A 21,260-nucleotide genomic window follows, 5' to 3' on the forward strand; every position below is an offset into this window, starting at 1 on the left:
CCCCCAGGTGCCGTTTTGGCGGCATAATTAGCCAATACTGTCATGTCAGGACTGACACAAATGTCACCCATCCCGCCGCAATCCACGCTGGCCACCATCGCCGCCATGCTGGACGCCGTGCCCGACCCGCGCATCGTCATCACCCCCGACTACACCATCCGTCACGCCAACCCGGCCTACCGTGCCGCCTATGGCGACGACGCCGTTGGCCGCGCCTGCTTCGCGATGTCGCACGGCTACGCCCGCCCCTGCGACGAGGAAGGCGAAAGCTGCCCGCTGAAAGCCACACTGGAAAGCGGCCAGCCAGAGCGCGTGCTGCACATCCACCGCAGCCGCCACGGCGACGAACACGTGGACGTGGAACTGTCACCCATGTCAGACGTCAGCGGCTACCCGCTATTATTTGTGGAAAAGATGAAACCGCTGGCGCTGGCCAGCAGCCAGGCGGTGCCGGACCGCATGGTGGGCCGCAGTGCGGCGTTTCGCCGCATGCTGTTGCTGGCGCAGCGGGCGGCACCGTCGACGGTGGCGGTGTTGTTGCAGGGGGAGTCGGGTACCGGCAAGGAAGGTCTGGCACGCGCCATTCACGACGGCGGCGGCGCAGCGCGGCCGTTTGTGGCGGTGGATTGCGCCAGCCTCACCGAAACGCTGCTGGAGAGCGAGCTGTTCGGCTACGAAAAAGGCGCCTTTACCGGCGCTACGCAGCGCAAGCAGGGCCTGGTGGAAGCGGCCAACGGCGGCACGCTGTTCCTGGACGAAATCGGCGACCTACCGCCCAGCCAGCAGGTAAAGCTGCTGCGGCTGCTGGAAAGCGGCACCTTCCGCCGCGTGGGCGGCATCAGCAGCATACCGGCGCGCTTCCGGGTGATTGCCGCCACCCACCGCGACCTGGCGCAGATGGTGCGCGACGGCAGCTTCCGCGCCGACCTGTACTACCGGCTGGCGGTGTTTCCGCTGCGCCTGCCGCCGCTACGCGAACGGCAGGAAGACATCCCGCTGCTGGCGGAGGCGCTGCTGGCACGGGTGGCGCCGGGGCGCGGCCTGACGCTGGCGCCCGACGCGCTGGCCTGGCTGCTGCAGCACCCGTTCCCCGGCAATATCCGCGAGCTGCGCAATCTGCTGGAGCGCGCCAGCCTGCTGTGCGACGGCGACCGCATCCAGCCGGAACACCTGTGGCTGGACGCGCTGGCGCAGCCTGCGGCCAACCCTGACGGCCACTTTCACAGCCCCTTGCTGCCGCTGGCGGCGCTGGAACAGCGCTACCTGGCGTGGGCTCTGGCCAGCCACGCCGGCGACCGTGCCAGCCTGGCGGCGGCGCTGGGCATCACCGAGCGCACGCTGTACCGCAAGCTGGCCACGCTGGCTGATCTGTCAGCTGGCACGACAGATGCTACAAGCTAGCGACAAACCTCCAAGTTTGCCTTGGCCCGCCCCTATCGTGGCGGGCGTTTTTTTGCCCGCTACACGGCAGTGGCGCGGCAAGGGGCGTACAGGTCCAGCGACTTGTCGTAGACCGAGGTTTTTACCCCCATCACGCCCAGCACGCTGTGGAACAGATTGTCCTGGCTTACCTTCTGCTTGCTGCCCTGCTGCAGACAGGCAGGCTGCATGCCGGACGCCTGCAGCCAGTCCGGCGAGAACCAGGCCAGCATCGGAATGTGCTTCTGCGCGTCCGGTGCCAGCAGGTAGGGCGTGGCGTGCAGGTACATATTGTTTTCGCCCAGCGATTCGCCATGATCGGACAGGTAGATCATGCTGCTGGCCACCGCCGGCTCGGCCTGCAGCGTGGCAATGGTTTTGGCCAGGATGGCGTCGGTGTACAGGATGGTGTTGTCGAAGGCGTTGATGATGTCTTCGCGGCTGCACTTCTGCAGTTCGCTGGTACGGCACACCGGCGTGAAGCGCTCGTACGGCTTGGGGTAGCGCTTGTAGTAGGCCGGGCCGTGGCTGCCTTTCTGGTGCAGTACGATCACGGCGTCGCCTTTCAACGCCTTCAGGCGCTGCGGCAGCCCGTCCAGCAGGATATCGTCAAAACACTCGCCATCGGCACACCAGGCCGGGTTTTTGTCGCCAAACACCCTATCGCTGGGCACGCGGTTGCAAACTTCCTTGCAGCCGGAGTTGTTGTCGCGCCAGTACACGCTGATGCCGGTGCGCTGCAGGATATCCAGCAGGTTTTCGCGGTGTTTGGCCTGCTCGGCGTCGAACTGCTCACGCGGCAGCGACGAGAACATGCACGGCACCGAGATGGCGGTTTCGGTACCACAGGACCAGGCGTCACGGTAATTTACCAGCCCCGCTACCTTGGCCAGCTGCGGGTTGGTGGGGCGCGCATAACCGTTCAGCGAGAAGTGGTCGGCGCGGGCGGTTTCGCCCACCACGATCACCAGTACCCGCGGCTTGCTGCCGGCCGGCCAGGCACCACTACGGGCAGCGTCCTCGCCCACTTTCTGCAGCGGCATCGGCTTGGCGTAGGCACGCTTCAGGTAAGAACTGGTGGCTTGCAAGTAGTTGGTGGGGGTCAGCGCAAAGCGCAGCTCGCGGTTGTTGCGGAACAGCGAGGCAAAATCCTGGTAACCGGCCATCGCCACCGCCAGCAGTACGCCGGCGCTGACCAGCAAGGCCACCACGCGCACGCCCAGTTCGCGCAGCGGTGCACGGTAGCTGACCGGGGTTTTCCACAGCCACAAGCTGGGCAGGCCGCCCAGCAGCAACACGGTGAGTATCATCTTCAGCGTGATCAGGTCACGCACCTCGGCGCCATCGGTCTGCATGGCGTTACGCACCATGTTCATGTCGATCAGCACGCCGTACTGGCTCATGAAATAGGTGACGCCGGCCGTGGTCAGCAACAGCGCGGTCAGCAGTGGCTTGCCCAGCCACGGCCACACCAGCAGCTGCAGCAGCAGGCTGAAAAGCGCGGTCAGCAGCAGGAAAGCCAGCCCCAGCATCTTCACGCCGTGGCTATCAAGCGGCGATACGATGGCGTACAGCCGCCCCCAGAACGGCACGTTAAACAACAACACCAGCAGCAGTGCCAGCCTAAGTGCCAGCCATTCGGGCCGTTGCGGTCGTAACAGGAAGCGGAACATGGTGAGCGGGCTATCAGACAAAGGTTGGCCGCACAGTGAAGCAAGCCAGCCTTAAGCCAAACTTATTGCTGACTCGCGGCATGCACAACAGCGTCACATCAGCGTCATCAATCACACATCCTGCTGTCACGACAGCCACGCAGCATGGCAAGCATCTGCCCCGCCGGAGCGCCCCATGAACCAACGCTACCGCACCATCTGGCTGTCGGATGTCCATCTGGGCACCAGCGGCTGCCAGGCCCCTTTCCTGCTGGATTTCCTGCGCCACAACGAGTCGGACACGCTGTACCTGGTGGGCGACATCATCGACGGCTGGCAGCTAAAAAAGTCGTGGGGCTGGAAGCAGAGCCACAACGACGTGGTGCAGAAAGTGCTGCGCAAGGCGCGGCGCGGCACCCGCGTGGTGTACGTCCCCGGCAACCACGACGAGGCAGCGCGACAGTACTGCGGGCTGGACTTCGGCGGCATCGCCATCCGGCAGGAAGCCGAACATCTCACCGCCGACGGCAAGCGCCTGCTGATCATCCACGGCGACGAGTTCGACGGCGTGATCCAGCACGTGAAGTGGCTGGCCTACGTCGGCGACAGCCTGTACACGGTGATCCTGCACCTGAACCGCCACTACAACTGGCTGCGCCAGAAGCTGGGGCGGCCGTACTGGTCGCTGTCGCAGTACCTGAAACACAAGGTGAAAAACGCGGTGAACTTCATCAGTGATTTCGAAAAAATCCTGGCCGATGAAGCGCGCCGCCGCGGCTACGACGGCGTGATCTGTGGCCACATCCACAAGGCCGAGGTCAAAGACATCGACGGCATCGTCTACGGCAACTGCGGCGACTGGGTGGAAAGCCTGAGCGCGCTGGTGGAGCACCACGACGGCCGGCTGGAGGTGGTGTACTGGACACGGCAGGCCGGCGTCCTAGCCGCCCAGGCCGTACCCGTCCGCGAAGAGGAGACCGAAGCATGCGCATCATGATCGTCACCGATGCCTGGGCGCCGCAGGTCAACGGCGTGGTACGCAGTATCGTGGAAACCGTGCGCGAGCTGCGCCTGCTGGGCCACCAGGTGGCGCTGCTGACACCCTTGGGCGGCGAGCACGACGACGGCGACGGTTTCCTCACCGTACCCTGCCCTACCTACCCCGATATCCGCCTGTCGCTATTCCCCTACCGCAAGGCGGCGGCCAGGTTGGCCGCATTCGCGCCGCACGCGGTGCACATCGCCACAGAAGGCCCGCTGGGGCTGGCAGCGCGGCGCTGGTGCCGCCGCCACCGCCAACCGTTCAGCACCGCCTACCACACCCGCTTTCCGGAATACATCCACGCCCGCACCCGGCTGCCGCTGGCGGTCAGCTACGCCTGGATGCGGCGCTTCCACAACGCCGCCCAGGCGGTGATGGCCCCCACCCCGGCCATCGTGGCCGACCTGAAAGCACGCGGTTTTCACAACGTGGTGCTGTGGAGCCGCGGCGTGGACATTGACACCTTCAGCCCCGGCGCGCGCGACCGGCTGGACAGCACGCCACCCCGCTTTGTTTACGTTGGCCGCGTGGCGGTAGAAAAGAACATCGAAGCCTTCCTGCAACTGGACCTGCCCGGCAGCAAGTGGGTGGTGGGCGAAGGCCCGCAGCTGGCGGCGCTGCAGGCACGCTACCCGGACGTGCACTTTGCCGGCGTGTTTCCGCAGGCCGAGCTGGCGCGCATTTACCGCGCCGCAGATGTGTTCGTGTTCCCCAGCCGCACCGACACCTTCGGCCTGGTACTACTGGAGGCGATGGCCTGCGGCACCCCGGTGGCCGCCTACCCGGTGCCCGGGCCGCTGGACGTGGTAGGCAATAGCGGCGGCGGCGTGTTGCACGACGACCTGGCCACCGCCTGCCAGCAAGCACTGCAGCTGGACCGCAACCACGTGCGCCGCGTCGCAGAAGGGTTTTCCTGGGCTGCGGCCACGGTACAGTTTGAAGCCCACCTGCACCCGCGGCCGATAGGCGAACAGGAAGGCATGGCGTTTACGACGGGGGGACGTTAATCCGCTACCAGTTAGCCGGCTCAGTACTCTACCCCCAGGTTGAAGTAGCCGGTGAGCTGGCCCTGCTTGCCGTGGCCAATCCCCATGAATACCGGGCCCAGCAAGGTGTCGGCACCCATGAACACCGAGCCTGCTGGCAGCCAGCGGGTGCTGCGATCCAACGGCAAGGTTGACCACATGCGGCCCAGTTCGGCCGAAGCCCCCACATACAGGCCGGAACCCAGCGCAGACGGCAAACTGGACACCCGCCACGACACCATGCCACGGGCGAATGCCATCTGGTGCCCCAGCAATTCGCCCGGCTGGTAGCCGGACAGATTACGGAAACCGCCCAGCTCGAACACCTCGGCCGCGTCGTTCTTGTCGCTGTAGCCACCACGCAGGGTCAGCCGCCAGCTAATGTCGTGACGATCGGTACTGACGGTATCGATCATGAACGAAGCACTGGGTTGCGGGCTGGGGTCATCGGTACGATGCAAGGGTTTGCGCGCCTCCAGCTGTACGGCAAAACCGTTGCGCGGCCAACGCGGGTTATCGAGCTGGTCCAGTATCAGCTTGCTGCGCAAGCCCTGCTCGCGGGATTTGGCATCGCTCAGGTCTAAAAGATCACGAAAACCGGTCCCCAGCGCCAGACTGTCGCGGCTGGCATACCAGCCGTTACGCCACTCGCCCAGCTTGCCCAGCCCCAGGCCGGTATCCAGATTGACGGTATTGGTCTGGCGGATCAGCTCTGCTGTAGGCTGATGACTATCGATGTACAGGTTGTAGCGTTTTTCGCGCCAACTGGCCCCCGCACTCAGAAAGAACGGTGAGCTGGCAGACAGCGGCTGCTGCCATTCGGCACGGAAAGTCGGCTCCTCGCCCAGCTTGGCCTCACCCAGCAGGCTGCCACCCGCGCTATTCAGCCAGCTGCGCTTGTATTCGCCCAGCAACGAAAAGGTGGCGTCGCCCTGCGAGCTACTGCGCAGCTCCAGCCCGCCCCGGATGTAGTTGGGGCCGGTATGACGCTCTTGCAGGTGTACGTCAGCCACGTGGCTGCCGTTGTCGCGACGTAGCGTGTAGTCCAGTTTGTCCAGATCACCTTCAGCAAACACGTCGTCCAGCTTCTGGTGCAGCGCGCTCAAGCCCAGACGGCTGCTAATGGACAGTTTTTGCTGCATAGCCTGCGGGTCGACAAAATTGAAATCGCCAGCCAGGTTGATGCGATCAATGCGCGGCCGCTCGCCGGGCTGGCGCGCTTGTTGCCAACTGGCGTATTGCTCGGCCCCTACGCCCAGCAAGGCCAACTGAGGTGCCAGTGCCCGTGCCGCCTGGCGACCGGCCTCGATAATACGGGTGTTATCGCCAAAATCGGCCGGCGAGACGCCATCCAGCTGCGGCCGGATCAGGATGTCCTGCGGCCCCAGCCGGGCCAGCGATTCGCGGCTGTTACGCGCCACCATCAGGTAGGTGGTCTGGTCCAGCACGTCCAGAAAGCTGCCCAGCTGCTCGCGCGGCACCGGCGGCGTGCCGACATCGATGACGATCAGCACGTCGGCACAACGGCCTTGCAGCTCTTCTACCGGCAGCTGCCGTGCCAGGCCACCATCTACCAGGATGCGGTCGCGGTCTTCCACCGGGGCGAACATGCCGGGTACCGCCATGCTGGCGCGCATCGCCAGGCTGAGGTCGCCGCCGTCGAATACCACCGGCTCGCCACTTTCCAGATCGGTGGCAACCGCGCGGAACGGGATGGCCAGCTGGTCGAAGCTGGCTTCGCTGCGGGCGCGGGTGAGCTGGCGGATGAACAGGTCAATCCCCTGGGCATTGATGGCCGCCTTGGGCAAACGCCATTTGCCATCGCGAAAACCGATGGTGAGGTCGAAATAATTGCGGCTATCGCTCTGCTTGCGGCTGTAGGGCACGTCCTGGCGCCGCGGCTTGCCGGACAGCAGGGTTTCCCAGTCGGCAGCGGCAAACTGGCGCTCCAGTTCGTCCAGCGGCTGGCCGCTGGCGTAGGCACCGCCGATCAGCGCGCCGGCCGAGGTGCCGGCGATGCAGGCAATCGGTACGTGCAGTTTTTCCAGCTCTTGCAGCACGCCCAGATGGGCAAAACCGCGTGCCCCGCCCCCGCCGAGCACCACGCCGATGCGTGGCGCTACGGCGTCGGCCGCGGTGGCCAGCGCACTGAAACACAGCAGGCAGCACGCCAGCCAGGCAGATCGCATCATGGTTGGCTCCTAGCGCACACTGCGGATCAGCACGTCCGGCTGGCGGCAGCTGCGGCGCTCGCCGGCCAGCACGTCAGCGCCACAGGGCTGGCCCTGCCGGCCTTGCTTGTCGATGCAAACGTAAACCTCTTTCAGGAAGCGGCCACCACCACTGCAGGCGACGGCCAGCGCATCACGCCCCAGCCAGGGGTTGGCCGCAGCCAGTTCGGCCTTCAGTACGGCCACGGTCTTGCGCAGCGGCTGCGCCGGCGCCTGGTAGCTGGCGGGCACCTGGAAGCGGGCCTTCAGGCTGGCGGCCAACTGGTGATAGGCCGTCTGGCCCAGGCCGCTGCAGGTGCCGTGCTTTTCCCATTCGTGGCGGTACAGCTTGCGACTGGGGTAGAGGCCGGCAAACTGCTGCTCGATGCGGCCGTCCAGGCGTTCGGCGCTGCAATCGGCCGGGTAGCCGCGCTGGTATTGCGGCCACAGACCGTGCAATACAAAGCCGAACTGGCGGCTGCATTGCTCGCGGTCGTCCGGACGCGCGGCGCAGTAGTCGGGCGACCACGACAGCGCCATCACGTAGTAATCGAACTGACCGGGCGTCCCCGCAGCGCGGGCGGCGGGCAACAGCAACAGGGGCAACAGCAAGGCAAGCAGGCGGCGCATGGGCGGGCTCCAATGAATCACTGGCTGCTAGTGTACCGGCGCCAAGGGGTGCCATGCCATAAGCCTTTGCTGGCGCGCAGCAAAATTCCGACCGGGCAGAGCCGGTTTGTGCCCATAATGTGTCGCGTGGCTAAGTGCCAGATTTGCAAAGGGAAAATATCAAATGAAGCAAAAATTACGCAAGTTTGCCTTCACGCTGCTGGCGCTAGTCGCCCTGGCCGGTAGTGCGGTGCTGGATTACTTCCTGCCGGAAAACGCCATCACCACCATTACCGGGGTGGAAGTGAAACTGGCGGACAAGGATGGCCCGATCAGCAAACAGAACCCGGCCGACCAGCCGGTGCGCGACATGTACCTGATCTATACCCAGCATGCGATCGACGACGTGCGCGTCTACCGCAACGAGGACACCGGCTGGGGTTGGCCGCCGTACCTGAAGTTCGACTCGTCTGACGTGCAGGCCACCGCCCGCGCGCTGGAAAACGCACGCCAGCCTGCCTACATCCGCAGCTACGGCTGGCGCATCAACATGTTCTCGCTATACCCCAACATCACCAACATCCGGCTGGCCCAGGCCGACGAGAGCACCTGGAGTGCGGTACGCTGGCTGGTCTTCGGCCTGTGGGGCATTGCCCTGGTCTTGTTGGCGCGCCTGGTGTGGCGCTGGACCCGGGTAACGGAGAAAGACCCTGACGTCATTGGCTAGCCACTACCGCACCCGCCAGCAAAAAGCCCCCGCTTTGCTACCGCAACGGGGGCTTTTCCATGAAAAAACCCCGCTGACGCGGGGTTTTTTGCTACAGGCAGTACCTGATCGCGCTGAAATTACAGCGGCTTGATCTGGGTAGCTTGCGGGCCTTTTTTGCCCATGCCAGATACGTAGCTTACTTTCTGACCTTCGGCCAGGGATTTGAAGCCGTTGCTCTGGATTTCGGAGAAGTGGGCGAACAGGTCGTTGCCACCAGCGTCCGGAGTGATGAAGCCAAAGCCTTTAGCGTCGTTGAACCATTTAACGGTACCGGTTTCCATGAAGGTTTCCTTTTGAAAAAACGTGAAAAATCGGGCTATGCCCTAAGGAGCGAAATCATCAAGAAGAGACCGCTGGAAACAATGGCGTACCGCTTGTGCAGGGGAACAACGTTGAAACTTTGGATCGACAGCTTGAAATCTTGCTGGGCACGTTATACGCACCAAGTCGCTGTGCTGCAAGCACTTTCTGCATCAAAGGGGTGGAAAGCATGAAATATGCATTAAAAATGCCTACCTTTCACCACTTGCCACCCCCTCTCCCGCCGCTTGGCGCTAGCCCAGCGTCAGTACCACCGGCGTGTGGTCAGACGGGCGCTCCCACTTGCGCGGCGTCTTGTCGATGACACACGCGGTGGCGCGCGCCTTCAGGCTGTCGGTGATCAGGATGTGGTCGATACGCACACCCATATTGCGGCGGAACATCATGGCGCGGTAATCCCACCAGCTGTACTGTTTGGCCTCCTGGTTGAACAGGCGGAAGCTGTCGTGCAGGCCCAGGCCCAGCAGGCGGCGGAAGCTGTCGCGCTCCGGCGTGGTGCACAGCACCTGCTCGTGCCAGCCTGCCGGGTCGTAGACGTCGATGTCTTCCGGCGCGATGTTGTAATCGCCCAGCAGCGCCAGCTCGGTATGCTGCTGCAGCTCGGCGGCCACGTGGCGCTCCATCGCGGCCAACCAGCCCAGTTTGTACTGGTACTTGGGCGAATCCACCGCTTCGCCGTTGACGAAGTAGGCACAAATCACGCGCACGCCATCCACAGTGGCGGTAATCACGCGGCGCTGCTCGTCTTCATAGCCGGGCATGCCGGTCACCACATCGCTCAGCTGGCAGCCGTTCTTTACCAGGATGGCCACGCCGTTATAGGTTTTCTGCCCCAGCCACACCGCCTGGTAGCCGGCGGCCTCGATCTCGGCTTGCGGAAACGCCGGCTGATCCAGCTTCAGTTCCTGCAGGCACAACACCTCTACCGGGTTATCGGCCAGCCATTGCAGCACGTGCGGCAGGCGCACTTTCAGCGAGTTGACGTTCCAGGTGGCAAGTTGCATGGCAGGTACTCCGGTAGATAACAGGCCGACACCTTAGCGCGCAGGCGGCTGGCTGGCAACGCGGCTAAAATCACAAACACCCCATCACAAAACAGTGCCTGAAAACCGGCACTTAGCGCATGGCAGTGATTAATAAATTAGACACAAAACTTGCCAAGCCGCTGTTGGCCCCCCTAGAATGGCCAGGTCGCCATTACCGGATGTTCAAATTGCTTTCCCGCAAACCGCGTGTCAACGCGCCCCAAATGGGTACCCAGTGCCCCACCCAAGCCGCTCATCGCGGCCGCCTGGCCCCCCTGGCCCAAAGCTTTGCCCTGCGCACCCCAAGCTACGCCCATCGTCATAGCCTGAATGCTGCCGCCGAACCGGACACCCAGTCCGAACCGCCGCGTTAGCGCCCCTCGCTGCCTGCCTCGCTGTCAATACCCGATTTCTGTCTGCCACCGGCCCTGACCGGTAGCAGCGCATCGCCTTGCCGCCGCCCGCTTTCCCTGCTTGTAAGCGTCCCCTGACGTTTGCCGCCTGCCTGCGCGTGGCGCCGGGGCAGAACGAGACATGACCATGGATTTTCACAACTGGATGATGTACCTGGGCACCATCGTGCTCTTGATGCTGGCACCGGGCCCCGGCCCGCTGCTGACCCTGTCGCACGGCGCACAACACGGCGCCCGTGGCGGCATTCCCAATGCGCTGGGCTTTTCTGCCGGCGCGCTTACCCTGATGGCACTATCGGCGCTGGGCATCAGCGCCCTGCTGTTCGCGTCGCCTACCGCGTTCAATATCGTCAAGATGCTGGGCGCCGGCTACCTGGTGTGGCTGGGTGTCACGCTGTGGCGCAAGCCGTTCAGCCTGCAAGACGGTAGCGGCCAAAGCAGCACCCGGCTGTGGAGCGGCTTCCGCCCGGCCTTCCTGCTGGCGGTCAGCAACCCGGAAGACACCGTGTTCTTCTCGGCACTGCTGCCACGCTTTCTCGACCCGGCGCGCGAGCTGTGGCCGCAGTACCTGGCGATGGCCGCCACCTGGGTGGTGGCCGACATGGTCATCGCCGTGATGTTGGCCGCCGCCGGTGGCCGCCTCGGTGGCTGGCTGGCACACGGCCAGCGCCTGCAGCGCTTTTCGCGCACCTCGGGCGGCCTGTTCGTGCTGACAGGCGTGATGCTGGCCGCCGTACAGCGCTGATCGCGGCACTGCGACCAACTTGCAGTAAAAAAAATGCCCCCGCGCTGGCGGGGGCAAACACAGTCAAGTTCGCTCGCTGTCCTGTCAGGGTGACATACAGTCTTTGTGGGAGCAGAACACGGGGCACTTGGTTCCCTCAGCCCACATTTATTTGTCACACGGCAGGCGGGTAAACGCTAACTTCAATCAGGTTCTGGTCCAGGTCAAGGAAATACACCGACTGGATCGGCCCTTGTGCACCGGTTTTGGCCACCGGTCCTTCGACAATCGCTACGCCTTCGGCCTGCAAGTGCGCGATAACGTGTGCGAGCGGCAAGTGCGTAATCAGGCATAAGTCGCCCGACCCCACGCCCGCGCGGTTGCGGGGTTCCTGCCCCAGCAGCTGCAAATTGATCTTCTGCTGGCCGAAATGCAGCGCGCGGCGGCCGTTGGCAAACGTCACCGCCTCCATCTGCAAGACACGGCAATAAAAGGCGACCGACGCTTCGATGTCGGTAACGGTCAGTACCACGTGGTCGATATGGCTAATCATGGGGCTCTCCGAAAAAACAAACGTCATGCTAGCCCATGGCGGGCGATACGGCGCGCCCTAGCGGCGCACAGTCTGTTCATCAAGCGTCATGGCCGAGGCGGCAGCTGACTGAAAAAGCGCCAGAACACGGCATTGGCATCCAGCGCCTGACTGGGGACGGCCTTGCCCAGCCGGGCACGACCGCCCCCCGGCCAGCCATGACCACCGCTAGTGGTCACGCACAGCTGCAATGCGCCCCCGACGGCACAACCGGCGTAGCGTTCGCAATAAGCGCCGGGCAGATCGAGACTGCGCAGGGGCTGAGCATGGCACTGGTTGCGCTGCTGCCAGCGGCTGACGGTGACCGGCACAGAAGTGAAATCGGCAACCTTGCTGTCGTCGCGGAAAGCACCGGCACCGGCACCACCATCGAACAGCACGTAGTCGTCATCCCGGGCATGGATGTGCAATACCGCCAACGGCCGCGACGGCTGACAAGACAGCGTGTTGTCAGTCCCAGCCACCGATGCCACACCGGCAAAGACATCGGCGGCCTCGCACGCCAGCCGGTACGCCATCATGCCACCGTTGGACATGCCCACGGCGTACACCCTGCCAGGCGCCACCGCATAATGTTGCTGCACCCAAGCCACCACGGCACGCAAAAAGGCCACGTCATCCACCGCAGTATCCCGCGCCCTGCCACAGCAGGCACCGGCATTCCAGGTGGCCAGCTTGTCGCCAATGGCGCCGGTACCGTTGGGTAACACCAGCAGGTAACCCGCGTGCTCGCTGTGACTGATCAGGCCATAGCGACGGTCATCCGCCATGAGGTCGCTACTCCCGCCACCACCATGCAGTGCCAGCACCAGCGGCATGGGCTGACCGGGTTGATAACGGGGTGGCACATGCAGCAGGACGTGCCGCCCGTTGAGGGTCAGCACCGCGCTTTGACCCGGTGCCTGTAATGCCGTTACCGCTTGCGTGCGTTGCCGCCACCTCTCCTGCAACGGGCCGGCACGGGCCTTGTCCACGCCGACAACACCATAAGCCCAGGCCAGCCCCGGCAAGACAGTCAGCAACAGAAAACGGATGAAACGCGGCATGGTGGCAACCTTCACGCTCAGTATCGATCCTTGCCATGCTGGCGCGGCCGGAGCAGCTTTTCAAACCGGCTTTCGTTAACAAATGCAAAGACCGCACACCATACTCGGCAGCTAGCTACGCAAGCACCGTCATGAAATGACACAAGGGCAAGCCCATGGGCTTGCCCTTGTGTCTTGCGGCCAACCTTTCATCAGGTTGGCCGCCACAGAAAAATATACCGCGTCAGGCTGCAGCCGGTTCGCTCATCCCGCTATGTCGTAGCAGGGCGTCAATCTGCGGGTCGCGGCCACGGAAGGCACGGAACGATTCCAGCGCCGGGCGGCTACCGCCCACGGCCAGAATCTCGTCCCAGAACTTGTAGCCCACCGCCGGGTTGGCGCCGCCGGCTTCCTCGAAGGCGGCGTAGGCATCAGCCGACAGCACTTCTGCCCACTTGTAGCTGTAGTAGCCCGCCGCATAGCCGCCGGCAAAGATGTGGCTGAAGCTGTTGGGGAAGCGGTTGTACGCCGGCGGGCGGTTGACCGCCACCTCGTCGCGCACCTGTTCCAGCAGGGCCAGCCAGTCGATGCTGTCAGGGTTGGCCGCGCTGTACAGCAGCATGTCAAACAACGAGAACTCCAGCTGGCGCACAGTCTGCATGCCGCTCTGGAAGTTCTTGGCGGCCAGCATCTTGTCGTACAGCGCGCGCGGCAACGGCTCGCCGCTATCCACGTGGGCGCTCATGCCTTGCAGCACGTCCCACTCCCAGCAGAAGTTCTCCATGAACTGGCTGGGCAGTTCCACCGCGTCCCACTCCACGCCGCTGATGCCGGACACGCCCAGCTCGTCCACGCGCGTCAGCAGATGGTGCAGACCGTGGCCGAATTCGTGGAACAGCGTGGTCACTTCGTCGTGGCTGAAGGTGGCAGGCTTGTCGCCCACCGGACGGGTGAAGTTGCACACCAGGTAGGCCACCGGCGTCTGCACCAGGCCCCCTTTTACGCGGCGGCCGCGCACGTCGTCCATCCAGGCGCCGGGGCGCTTGCCGTCACGGGCGTACAGGTCGAGGTAGAAACCACCCAGCAGCGCACCGTCCTTGTGGATCTGGTAGTAGCGCACGTCCGGGTGCCAGGTTTCGGCGTCGCGGGCTGCTACGCTGATGCCGTACAGCTTGTGTACCACGCTGAACAGGCCGGCCAGCACCTTGTGCTCGGGGAAGTACTGTTTCACTTCGTGCTCGGAGAACGCATAGCGCGCCACGCGCAGTTTTTCGGCGGCGTAGCTGATGTCCCACGCTTCCAGCGTGTCCAGGCCCAGCTCGGCGCGGGCGAAAGCTTCCAGCTCGGCGCGATCCTGCTGCGCGTAAGGCTTGGCGCGGGCGGCCAGGTCGCGCAGGAAGTCGATCACCTGCTGCGGGCTTTCGGCCATCTTGGTGTACAGCGACAGCTCGGCGTAGTTGGCAAAGCCCAGCAGCTGCGCCTCTTCGGCGGCCAGCACCAGGCGCTCGCGGATCAGCGCGGTATTGTCCTGCTCGGCCGGGCCGAACTCGCTGGCGCGCTTGGCGTTGGCTTCGTACAGCTGCTGGCGCAGCGCGCGGTTGTCGGCGTACTGCAGCACCGGGAACAACACCGGGAACTGCAGGCCCAGCTTGTATTTGCCCGGCTGGCCGTCGGCCTCGGCCATGGCGGCGTACAGCGCCAGCGTGTCTTCCGGAATGCCTGCCAGCTCGGCCGCATCATCGATATACAGGCTGAAGCTGTCGGTAGCGTCCATTACGTTTTGCGAGAACTGGCTGGACAGCTCGGCCAGGCGGCTGGACAGCTCGGCAAAGCGCGCTTTCTGCGCGTCCGGCAGCTCGGCGCCGGACAGACGGAAGTCGCGCAGGTCGTTGTCGATAATCTTCTTGCGCGCAGCGCTGGCGTTGGCAAAGGCCGGGTTGGCCGCCACCGCCTTGAAGCGCGCGTACAGGTCGAGGTTTTGCCCCAGCTCGGTAAAGAAAGCGGAAATGCGCGGAATTTCGGCGTTGTACACCTCGCGCAGGCCTTCGGTATTGCCCATCACGCTATTGAGGTGGCCCACCACGCCCCAGGCGCGCGACAGGCGCTCGGTGGCGTCGGACAGCGGCTCGGATACCGAGTCCCAGTCGTCGCCGCCGGCGGCGATCACCTGCGCTACCGCAGCGCGCGCTTCGGCCAGCAGTACGTCCAGCGCCGGGGTAACGTGTTCGGGTTTGATCGCGGCAAAGCGCGGCAGATCGCTAAAGTCCAGTAGCGGATTGGTGGTCATGTTTGGCATCCTGTGGAAAGTGGCGCAGCATCATCCGCGCATAGACAGACAAAAGATAAGGACAATTCCGTGAATCGCAATATCCGTTCCTACGACGGGCACCGCCCGCAAATCGACCCCAGCTGCTATATCGACGATGCCGCCGTGGTGATCGGCGAGGTAGCGCTGGCGGCCAACGTGTCGGTGTGGCCGTGTGCCGTGGTACGCGGCGACGTCAACCGCATCAGCATAGGCGAAGGCAGCAATGTGCAGGATTTTGCCATGCTGCACGTTAGCCATCGCAAGGAAAGCGACCCGGAGGGCGCGCCGCTGATTATCGGCCGCCACGTCACCATCGGCCACCACGTCACGCTGCACGGCTGCACCATCGGCGACGAAGTGCTGATCGGCATCGGCAGCATCATCCTGGACCGCGCCGTCATCGAAGACCGCGTGCTGATCGGCGCCGGCAGCCTGGTGCCGCCGAACAAGCGCCTGGAGAGCGGCTACCTGTACCTGGGCAACCCGGTCAAACAGGTACGCCCGCTCACCGACGGCGAACTGGCCTACTTCAAGTATTCGGCCGAGCACTACGTGACAGTAATGAACAAGCACAAGGCCAGCGCCGCCGCCGACGCTGCGCTGTAACGCATCTTTCACCGCACCTTAACAAGCGGCACCTAGGCTGAAAAGCGGGTGCCGCTTATTGTTGCCAAAGGGGTAAACCTTGCCCCGGTTACAAGCCTGCGTCATTCAGGTTAAGTGTCATCTGCCAGTAACGTTGGCCGCCTACACTGCGCCCAGCTTTAATAAGGATGGATTTAAAATGACGCTGGTCAAACGCTTGTGGCTTACAGTAATCCTTACCCTCGCCTGCCTGCTGACAGTGATGCTATTGAGCAGCCAGCAGCTGTGGTCGCTGCGCGCCGACTTCGAGCAATACCGCAGCCGGCAGTTGCTGTCGGCCAACCTGCAAACCTTGAAAGCCGAGGTGCTGTCGCTGTCGCGGGCCGACCCGCTGCTGCCGGATACTGCCAGCCGCCTGGCCGCCGTCAACGGCAGCAGCCGCCAGCTGATTGCCGCCATCGTGGCCGCCCTGCCCGCCGCAGAGCGCGACAGCTTCGGCAAGCAGGCCAGCCAGTACTGGCAGGCTTATCACAAGAACCTGCAGTCAGCTATCCAGATTGCAGAAACAGCGCCGGAAGACGCGCTATCCATCCCCGAACAGGCCTACCAGATGAGCTTGCAACCGCTGGTGGGGCTGATCGACCAGCGCCTGGCATCCGAACGCCAGCTACTGGCACAAGCCGAAACCGCCATGCAGGCCGCGCTGGGGCGGCTGGTGCTGCTGGTACTGGGCCCGCTGGGCCTGGCCAGTGCCATCGTGGTGCTGTCGCAAGTACTGTTGGCCAGACGCCTGAAACAGCAGATTGCCGCCATGCAGCGCGCTGCCGACCAGCTGGGTGAAGGCGAACTGGCGGTACGGCTGCCGGTAGCCGGCGCCGACGAGCTGTCGCAGGCCGCCCGCCACATCAACCGCTTCCTCGACCAGCTGGCCACGCTGCTGGGCACCGTGCGCCGCACCGCCGCCGACAGCGAACGCGAAGCGCGCGGCATTCTGGCGCTGACTGGCCAGGTGATCCAGGTTACCCAGCAACAGGCCGACAAGGCCGAAAACACCCGTGCTGCCGCCGGCCAGATTGCCGACAGCAACCAGCGCATCAGCCAGGCACTGCAGCGGGCGATGCAGGACGCCGACCACGGCAGCGAGCGCACCGGCCACGCGCGCGGGCTGGCCACCGCCACCGCGCACACGCTACAGAACCTGTCCGGCCGCCTGCGTGGCGCCGTCAACGACGCCGAGCAACTGAAAACCGCCATCCGCGACATTGCCCAGATCAGCACGCTGATCCGCGACGTGGCAGAGCAAACCAATCTGCTGGCGCTGAACGCCGCCATCGAAGCCGCCCGTGCCGGCGAGCAAGGGCGCGGCTTTGCCGTAGTGGCCGACGAGGTACGCAAGCTGTCCGAGCGCACTGAAAATGCCACCGCCCGCATCTTCGACACCCTGCTGCGGGTGGAGTCCGCCAGCCAGGCGTTGGCCGCCACCATGGAAGAAGCCCACCAGGCAGGCGAGCACAGCATCGGCGCGCAAGAAACGCTTAACCAGGCGCTGCTGCAGGCCGACGACGCCATGGCCGCCTTCCGCCTGGCCATGCGCGATATCGAAGACGCGCGCCAGGCGCAGCACGCCGCCAGCGACAATATCGTTGGCCACGGCGACGAAGTGGCGGCCATGGCGGCCAGCATCTTCGGCCAGATGCAGACACTGGCGCCGGCCATGAGCCGGCTGACCGACGCCTCGCAACAGCTGAACCGCGACCTGGCCTGGTTCCGTACCCAGGCGCCAGCCAAGGTTGGCCGCACCCCGCCCCCGGCCTTGCCCGGCGCCGGTGATGCACTACCGTCCGCAGCCTGAGCCACCACCCACTCCCCTGCCGTACCCATAAAAAAAACCGGTCTGATGACCGGTTTTTTCATGGCGGGCGCAGCAGTACTTACAGCACGGCCAGCGCAGCGTCGTAGTTCGGCTCGTCGGCGATCTCGGCCACCAGCTCGCTGTGCAGCACCTGATCGTTTTCATCCAGTACCACCACCGCGCGAGCGGTCAGGCCGGCCAGCGGGCCGGATGCCAGCTTCACGCCGTAGGCTTCGGCAAAGCCCGGGTTGCGGAAGGTGGACAGGTTGGCCACGCCCTCGATGCCTTCAGCGCCGCAGAAGCGCTTTTGTGCGAACGGCAGGTCGGCGGAAATGCACAGTACGGCCACGCCGTCACGGGCAGCGGCTTTCTCGTTGAACTTGCGTACCGAGGTAGCGCAGGTCGGGGTATCCACCGACGGGAAAATGTTCAGGATCTTCTTCTTGCCGGCAAAAGCGGCCAGGCCCACGTCGGACAGGTCGCCAGCGGTCAGGGTGAAAGCCGGGGCAGCAGTGCCAACGGCCGGCAGGGTGCCAGCTACGTCTACGGGGTTGCCTTTCAGGGTTACGGTTGCCATTGCAGGGTTCCTTTGGATAACAACAGTGGGTAATGCGCTGAGTGTGAGGCATGGCGGCGAAAATTCAACCCCGTTGCTAACAGGGTTGGCCGCCAGTGCCGCCTCAGGGCTGGCCTTCGTCCGGTAGAGACAACCCCAGCTCGGCCAGCACCTCGCGTGCGGCGCGGAACGCTTCTACCGCCGCCGGCGCGCCGGCGTACACCGCGCAGTGCAACAGCGTTTCTCGGATTTCCACCAGGCTGGCGCCGTTGTTGATGGCGCCGCGGATATGGCCTTTCAGCTCCTGGCTGCGGCCCAGCGCGGCCAACATGGCACAGGTCAGCAGGCTACGGGTTTTCAGATCGATACCGTCGCGCTGCCAGGTGCTGCCCCAGGCATGCTCGTTCAGCCAGTCTTGTAGCGGGCGGCTGAAGCCGTCCAGGCCGCTCATCGCCCGCGTGGCAAACGCCTCGCCCATCACCTGCGTGCGCCGCGCCAGCCCGGCCTGTTTGTCTTGTTCGCTCATCGTTTATCTCCTGTGGGAATAGGCTATTTACCCGCCCGCGTCGCCAGCACCACACCCGACAGGATCAAGCCAATACCGGCCAGGTGGTACCACTGCAGCGCCTCGCCCAGAAACAGCATCGACAGCACGGCGCCGAAGCCCGGCATCAGGTGGATGAACATGCCGGCGCGCGCCGCGCCGACACGGGCCACGCCCAGGTTGTAAAAATAGTACGCCGCCACCGACGGCAAGGTGCCGACGTAGGCAAAGGTAGCCAGCGTACCGCCAGTAAGCGGGGTATGGCGGCCGCTGGCCAGCTCGGCCACAAACAGCGGCGCGATGCCCAGCAGGCCGATGGCCACCAGCACCGTCAGCAGGCCGATGCGGTCCAGCGCCGGCGGCAACGGTTTGAGCAACAGGGTGTACAGCGCCCACGCCACCATGGCCAGGAACACCACCGCGTCGCCACGGTTGATGTCCAGTGCGGCCAACCTTTGCCAGTCGCCGTGCGCCACGATAAACAACACGCCGATAAAGGAAATGCCCACCGCCAGCGCCTGGCGCAGGCCGATTTTCATGCCGAAAAACAAGGCGCCGAACAGCACGATCAGGATGGGAATGAAGGAGTTGAGCAGCACCGCGTTGGTGGCCGCGGTGTACTGCAGCCCCCAATAAGCCAGCGAGTTGAAGCCGGTGACGCCCAACAGCGCCAACAGCAGCAGGCGCCGCCAGTACGGCAGCCACAGCGCACGCTGTTGCCAGGCCGGCCGCAGGCCGAACGGCAGCAGCAGGCACAGGGCAATGGCCCAGCGGGCGAAGGAAAGCGTCATCGGGGCCACGCTGGCGTGCATGGCGCGCGCCAACACGAAATTGCCAGACCAGAACAGCGCGGTCAGCGTCAGCAGCAGGTAAGCAAGACGGGGGGAGGCGGTTTTCATGAAAACACCATGCCACGGCACCGGCGTCGCCGGCAAGCGGCTGACGGCAACAAACTGTTCACGCAAAAAAACCGGGGTAAATACCCCGGCAAGCGTGTCCGGCTGCGTACGGGCCCAAAGCCTTGGTCCCCTGCCCGCAGCAGCCTGTTGATCAACCCGCCTGTACTTGTACCTTGGGCGGTTGGCCTGCCTGCTGGCTCTGCTGCGGCGTTACCAACTGCGGCAGCAGCGAACCCAGCAGCATACCCAGTACGCTCATCAGCAGGCCGGCCAATTGTGGCGGCCAGAAGTCGGCGTCGGTAGCGGTCAGTTCCAGCGGAATCCAGGTACCTACACCCAGCGCGATAGCCAGCATGGCACCTTGGGTCGTAGCGCGTTTCCAGAACAGGCCGGCAGTCAACGGTACAAAGGCGGCCACCAGCGTCACCTTGTAGGCATTGCCTACCATTTCGTAAATGGTGGCGTCGGAATACAGCGCAAACAGCGTGGTACCGATAGCGCAGATCAGGATGGCCGCACGGGTAGCCAGCAGGAACTCGCGGTCACTCATTTTCGGGCGGAACTGCTTGAAGATGTTCTCCACAAAAATCACCGACGGTGCCAGCAGGGTACCCGACGCGGTAGACATGATGGCCGACAGCAGCGCACCAAAGAACATCACCTGGGCAAACAGCGGGGTTTCTTCCAGGATCATGCGCGGCAAGATCATCTGCGAGTCTTGCGCCAGCCACTTCTGCACCAGCTCGGGGTTGATCATCGATGCGGCGTAGATCAGGAACACCGGCAGCAGGCAGAAGCACAGGTAGAACATGGCGCCGACGATGGTGGCACGCACCGCGATTTTCTCGCTCTTGGCCGACATCACGCGCTGGAACACGTCCTGCTGCGGAATGGAGCCGAACATCATGGTAACCGCCGCGCCGATGAAGGCCACCAGATCACGCGGTTCGGTACTGGTAATGAAGGTCAGCTTACCCTCGCCTGCGGCCTTGGCAATCACCTTGTCGGCACCACCGGCCATACCGCTGAACAGCCACACCAGGTACAGCAGGCCGCCGACGATGATCACCATCTGGAAAAAGTCGGTCAGTGCTACCGACCACATGCCGCCAAACAGCGTATATATCAGGACGATGCCGGCACCGATCAGCATGCCTTGCGTGGTAGTGATGCTACCGTCGGTCAATACATTGAATACTACCCCCAGCGCGGTCAGCTGGGCGGCAATCCAGCCCAGATAAGACATCATGATGGCCAGACTGGTAATCACCTCGACGGTGCTGCCGTAGCGCTGGCGGAAGAAGTCACCCATCGTCAGCAGATTCATGCGGTACAGCGGGCGGGCAAAGAACATGCCCACCAGCATCAGGCAGGTGAACGAACCGAACGGGTCTTCCACAATGCCGTGGAAGCCTTCTTCGATAAACGTGGACGGAATGCCAAGTACTGCCTCCGAACCGAACCAGGTGGCAAACACCATGGCCGCCACAATGTGAAACGGCATGCTGCGACCACCGGCCGCAAAATCTTTCGCGTTTTTCACGCGTGTAGACGCGTACAGGCCAATCCCCACGGTAATGGCCAGATACATGACGACGAACCAGACAAGCATGTCTGAGTCTCCTTCTCCTAATGCAGTGTTTCGGCAAGTGCGGCCAACCATCCGGCAGGACACCGGGCCGCGCTCAAT

The 21,260-nt window shown here is 63.9% G+C and carries 19 protein-coding genes; 7 read left to right on the forward strand and 12 right to left on the reverse strand.

All coding sequences use genetic code 11. The features are described from left to right. Positions 1 to 60: 60 nt before the first annotated feature. Positions 61 to 1,401: a sigma-54 interaction domain-containing protein gene (locus tag ACK4FZ_RS05660; protein ID WP_409818710.1), complete on the forward strand. Its 1,341-nt coding sequence runs from the start codon at positions 61 to 63 to the stop codon at positions 1,399 to 1,401. A 59-nt stretch (positions 1,402 to 1,460) separates the two neighbouring features. Here the strand turns inward: ACK4FZ_RS05660 and ACK4FZ_RS05665 are convergent, their stop codons facing one another. After that, a complete protein-coding gene (locus ACK4FZ_RS05665; protein ID WP_409818713.1) occupies positions 1,461 to 3,113 on the reverse strand; it encodes a phosphoethanolamine transferase in 1,653 nt (550 codons plus the stop codon). Between the two features lie 154 nt (positions 3,114 to 3,267). Here ACK4FZ_RS05665 and ACK4FZ_RS05670 point away from each other — a divergent pair, with 154 nt between their 5' ends. After that, positions 3,268 to 4,068, forward strand: coding sequence for a UDP-2,3-diacylglucosamine diphosphatase (locus tag ACK4FZ_RS05670; protein WP_409818716.1), 801 nt, complete (start codon positions 3,268 to 3,270; stop codon positions 4,066 to 4,068). Further along, positions 4,056 to 5,120, forward strand: coding sequence for a glycosyltransferase family 4 protein (locus ACK4FZ_RS05675; protein ID WP_409818718.1), 1,065 nt, complete (start codon positions 4,056 to 4,058; stop codon positions 5,118 to 5,120). The genes ACK4FZ_RS05670 and ACK4FZ_RS05675 overlap by 13 nt, the downstream gene beginning before the upstream one ends. 20 nt (positions 5,121 to 5,140) lie before the next feature. On the opposite strand, the gene ACK4FZ_RS05680 is transcribed toward ACK4FZ_RS05675, so the two are convergent. Together ACK4FZ_RS05680 and ACK4FZ_RS05685 are read right to left on the reverse strand one after the other, a co-directional pair. Further along, entirely contained in the window at positions 5,141 to 7,330 is a 2,190-nt protein-coding gene (locus ACK4FZ_RS05680) for a patatin-like phospholipase family protein (RefSeq protein WP_409818720.1), read from the reverse strand. A gap of 9 nt (positions 7,331 to 7,339) precedes the next feature. Next, positions 7,340 to 7,978, reverse strand: a complete 639-nt coding sequence (locus tag ACK4FZ_RS05685; RefSeq protein WP_409818722.1) for a ribonuclease T2 family protein — start codon at positions 7,976 to 7,978, stop codon at positions 7,340 to 7,342. A 163-nt stretch (positions 7,979 to 8,141) separates the two neighbouring features. Here ACK4FZ_RS05685 and ACK4FZ_RS05690 point away from each other — a divergent pair, with 163 nt between their 5' ends. Further along, positions 8,142 to 8,684, forward strand: coding sequence for a DUF1523 family protein (locus ACK4FZ_RS05690; protein ID WP_409818724.1), 543 nt, complete (start codon positions 8,142 to 8,144; stop codon positions 8,682 to 8,684). A gap of 119 nt (positions 8,685 to 8,803) precedes the next feature. Here ACK4FZ_RS05690 and ACK4FZ_RS05695 read toward each other — a convergent pair whose 3' ends face one another. Both ACK4FZ_RS05695 and xth read right to left on the reverse strand, forming a co-directional pair. Next, positions 8,804 to 9,007: a cold-shock protein gene (locus tag ACK4FZ_RS05695; protein WP_144373265.1), complete on the reverse strand. Its 204-nt coding sequence runs from the start codon at positions 9,005 to 9,007 to the stop codon at positions 8,804 to 8,806. 273 nt (positions 9,008 to 9,280) lie between these two features. Continuing rightward, complete coding sequence (xth, locus tag ACK4FZ_RS05700; protein WP_409818726.1) at positions 9,281 to 10,051, reverse strand: exodeoxyribonuclease III; 771 nt, start codon at positions 10,049 to 10,051, stop codon at positions 9,281 to 9,283. 561 nt (positions 10,052 to 10,612) lie between these two features. Here xth and ACK4FZ_RS05705 point away from each other — a divergent pair. Continuing rightward, entirely contained in the window at positions 10,613 to 11,230 is a 618-nt protein-coding gene (locus ACK4FZ_RS05705; RefSeq protein WP_409818729.1) for a LysE family translocator, read from the forward strand. A gap of 154 nt (positions 11,231 to 11,384) precedes the next feature. Here the strand turns inward: ACK4FZ_RS05705 and ACK4FZ_RS05710 are convergent, their stop codons facing one another. The 3 genes from ACK4FZ_RS05710 to ACK4FZ_RS05720 all read right to left on the reverse strand — a co-directional run bounded on the left by ACK4FZ_RS05710 (position 11,385) and on the right by ACK4FZ_RS05720 (position 15,113). Then, positions 11,385 to 11,762, reverse strand: a complete 378-nt coding sequence (locus ACK4FZ_RS05710; protein WP_409818731.1) for a VOC family protein — start codon at positions 11,760 to 11,762, stop codon at positions 11,385 to 11,387. An 86-nt stretch (positions 11,763 to 11,848) separates the two neighbouring features. Further along, a complete protein-coding gene (locus ACK4FZ_RS05715) occupies positions 11,849 to 12,847 on the reverse strand; it encodes an alpha/beta hydrolase family esterase (RefSeq protein WP_409818733.1) in 999 nt (332 codons plus the stop codon). A 223-nt stretch (positions 12,848 to 13,070) separates the two neighbouring features. Then, positions 13,071 to 15,113 carry a M3 family metallopeptidase gene (locus tag ACK4FZ_RS05720; protein ID WP_409818736.1) on the reverse strand — a complete coding sequence of 681 codons (2,043 nt, stop codon included), beginning with the start codon at positions 15,111 to 15,113 and terminating at the stop codon, positions 13,071 to 13,073. 69 nt (positions 15,114 to 15,182) lie between these two features. Between ACK4FZ_RS05720 and ACK4FZ_RS05725 the strand changes: the two genes are divergently transcribed. After that, positions 15,183 to 15,740: a gamma carbonic anhydrase family protein gene (locus ACK4FZ_RS05725; protein ID WP_409818738.1), complete on the forward strand. Its 558-nt coding sequence runs from the start codon at positions 15,183 to 15,185 to the stop codon at positions 15,738 to 15,740. A gap of 178 nt (positions 15,741 to 15,918) precedes the next feature. Continuing rightward, positions 15,919 to 17,571 carry a methyl-accepting chemotaxis protein gene (locus tag ACK4FZ_RS05730; RefSeq protein WP_409818740.1) on the forward strand — a complete coding sequence of 551 codons (1,653 nt, stop codon included), beginning with the start codon at positions 15,919 to 15,921 and terminating at the stop codon, positions 17,569 to 17,571. 79 nt (positions 17,572 to 17,650) lie between these two features. Here the strand turns inward: ACK4FZ_RS05730 and tpx are convergent, their stop codons facing one another. From tpx to ACK4FZ_RS05750, 4 genes are all read right to left on the reverse strand, one after another. Continuing rightward, a complete protein-coding gene (tpx, locus tag ACK4FZ_RS05735) occupies positions 17,651 to 18,148 on the reverse strand; it encodes a thiol peroxidase (protein WP_144372728.1) in 498 nt (165 codons plus the stop codon). A 103-nt stretch (positions 18,149 to 18,251) separates the two neighbouring features. After that, entirely contained in the window at positions 18,252 to 18,653 is a 402-nt protein-coding gene (locus ACK4FZ_RS05740) for a carboxymuconolactone decarboxylase family protein (protein WP_144372729.1), read from the reverse strand. Positions 18,654 to 18,676: 23 nt separating this feature from the next. After that, positions 18,677 to 19,570 carry a DMT family transporter gene (locus tag ACK4FZ_RS05745; RefSeq protein ID WP_409818743.1) on the reverse strand — a complete coding sequence of 298 codons (894 nt, stop codon included), beginning with the start codon at positions 19,568 to 19,570 and terminating at the stop codon, positions 18,677 to 18,679. A gap of 151 nt (positions 19,571 to 19,721) precedes the next feature. Next, a complete protein-coding gene (locus ACK4FZ_RS05750; RefSeq protein WP_409818746.1) occupies positions 19,722 to 21,182 on the reverse strand; it encodes a sodium:solute symporter family protein in 1,461 nt (486 codons plus the stop codon). Positions 21,183 to 21,260: the final 78 nt, after the last annotated feature.

This window comes from Vogesella sp. (assembly GCF_046297735.1).
GTDB classification, from domain to species: Bacteria; Pseudomonadota; Gammaproteobacteria; order Burkholderiales; family Chromobacteriaceae; genus Vogesella; species Vogesella urethralis.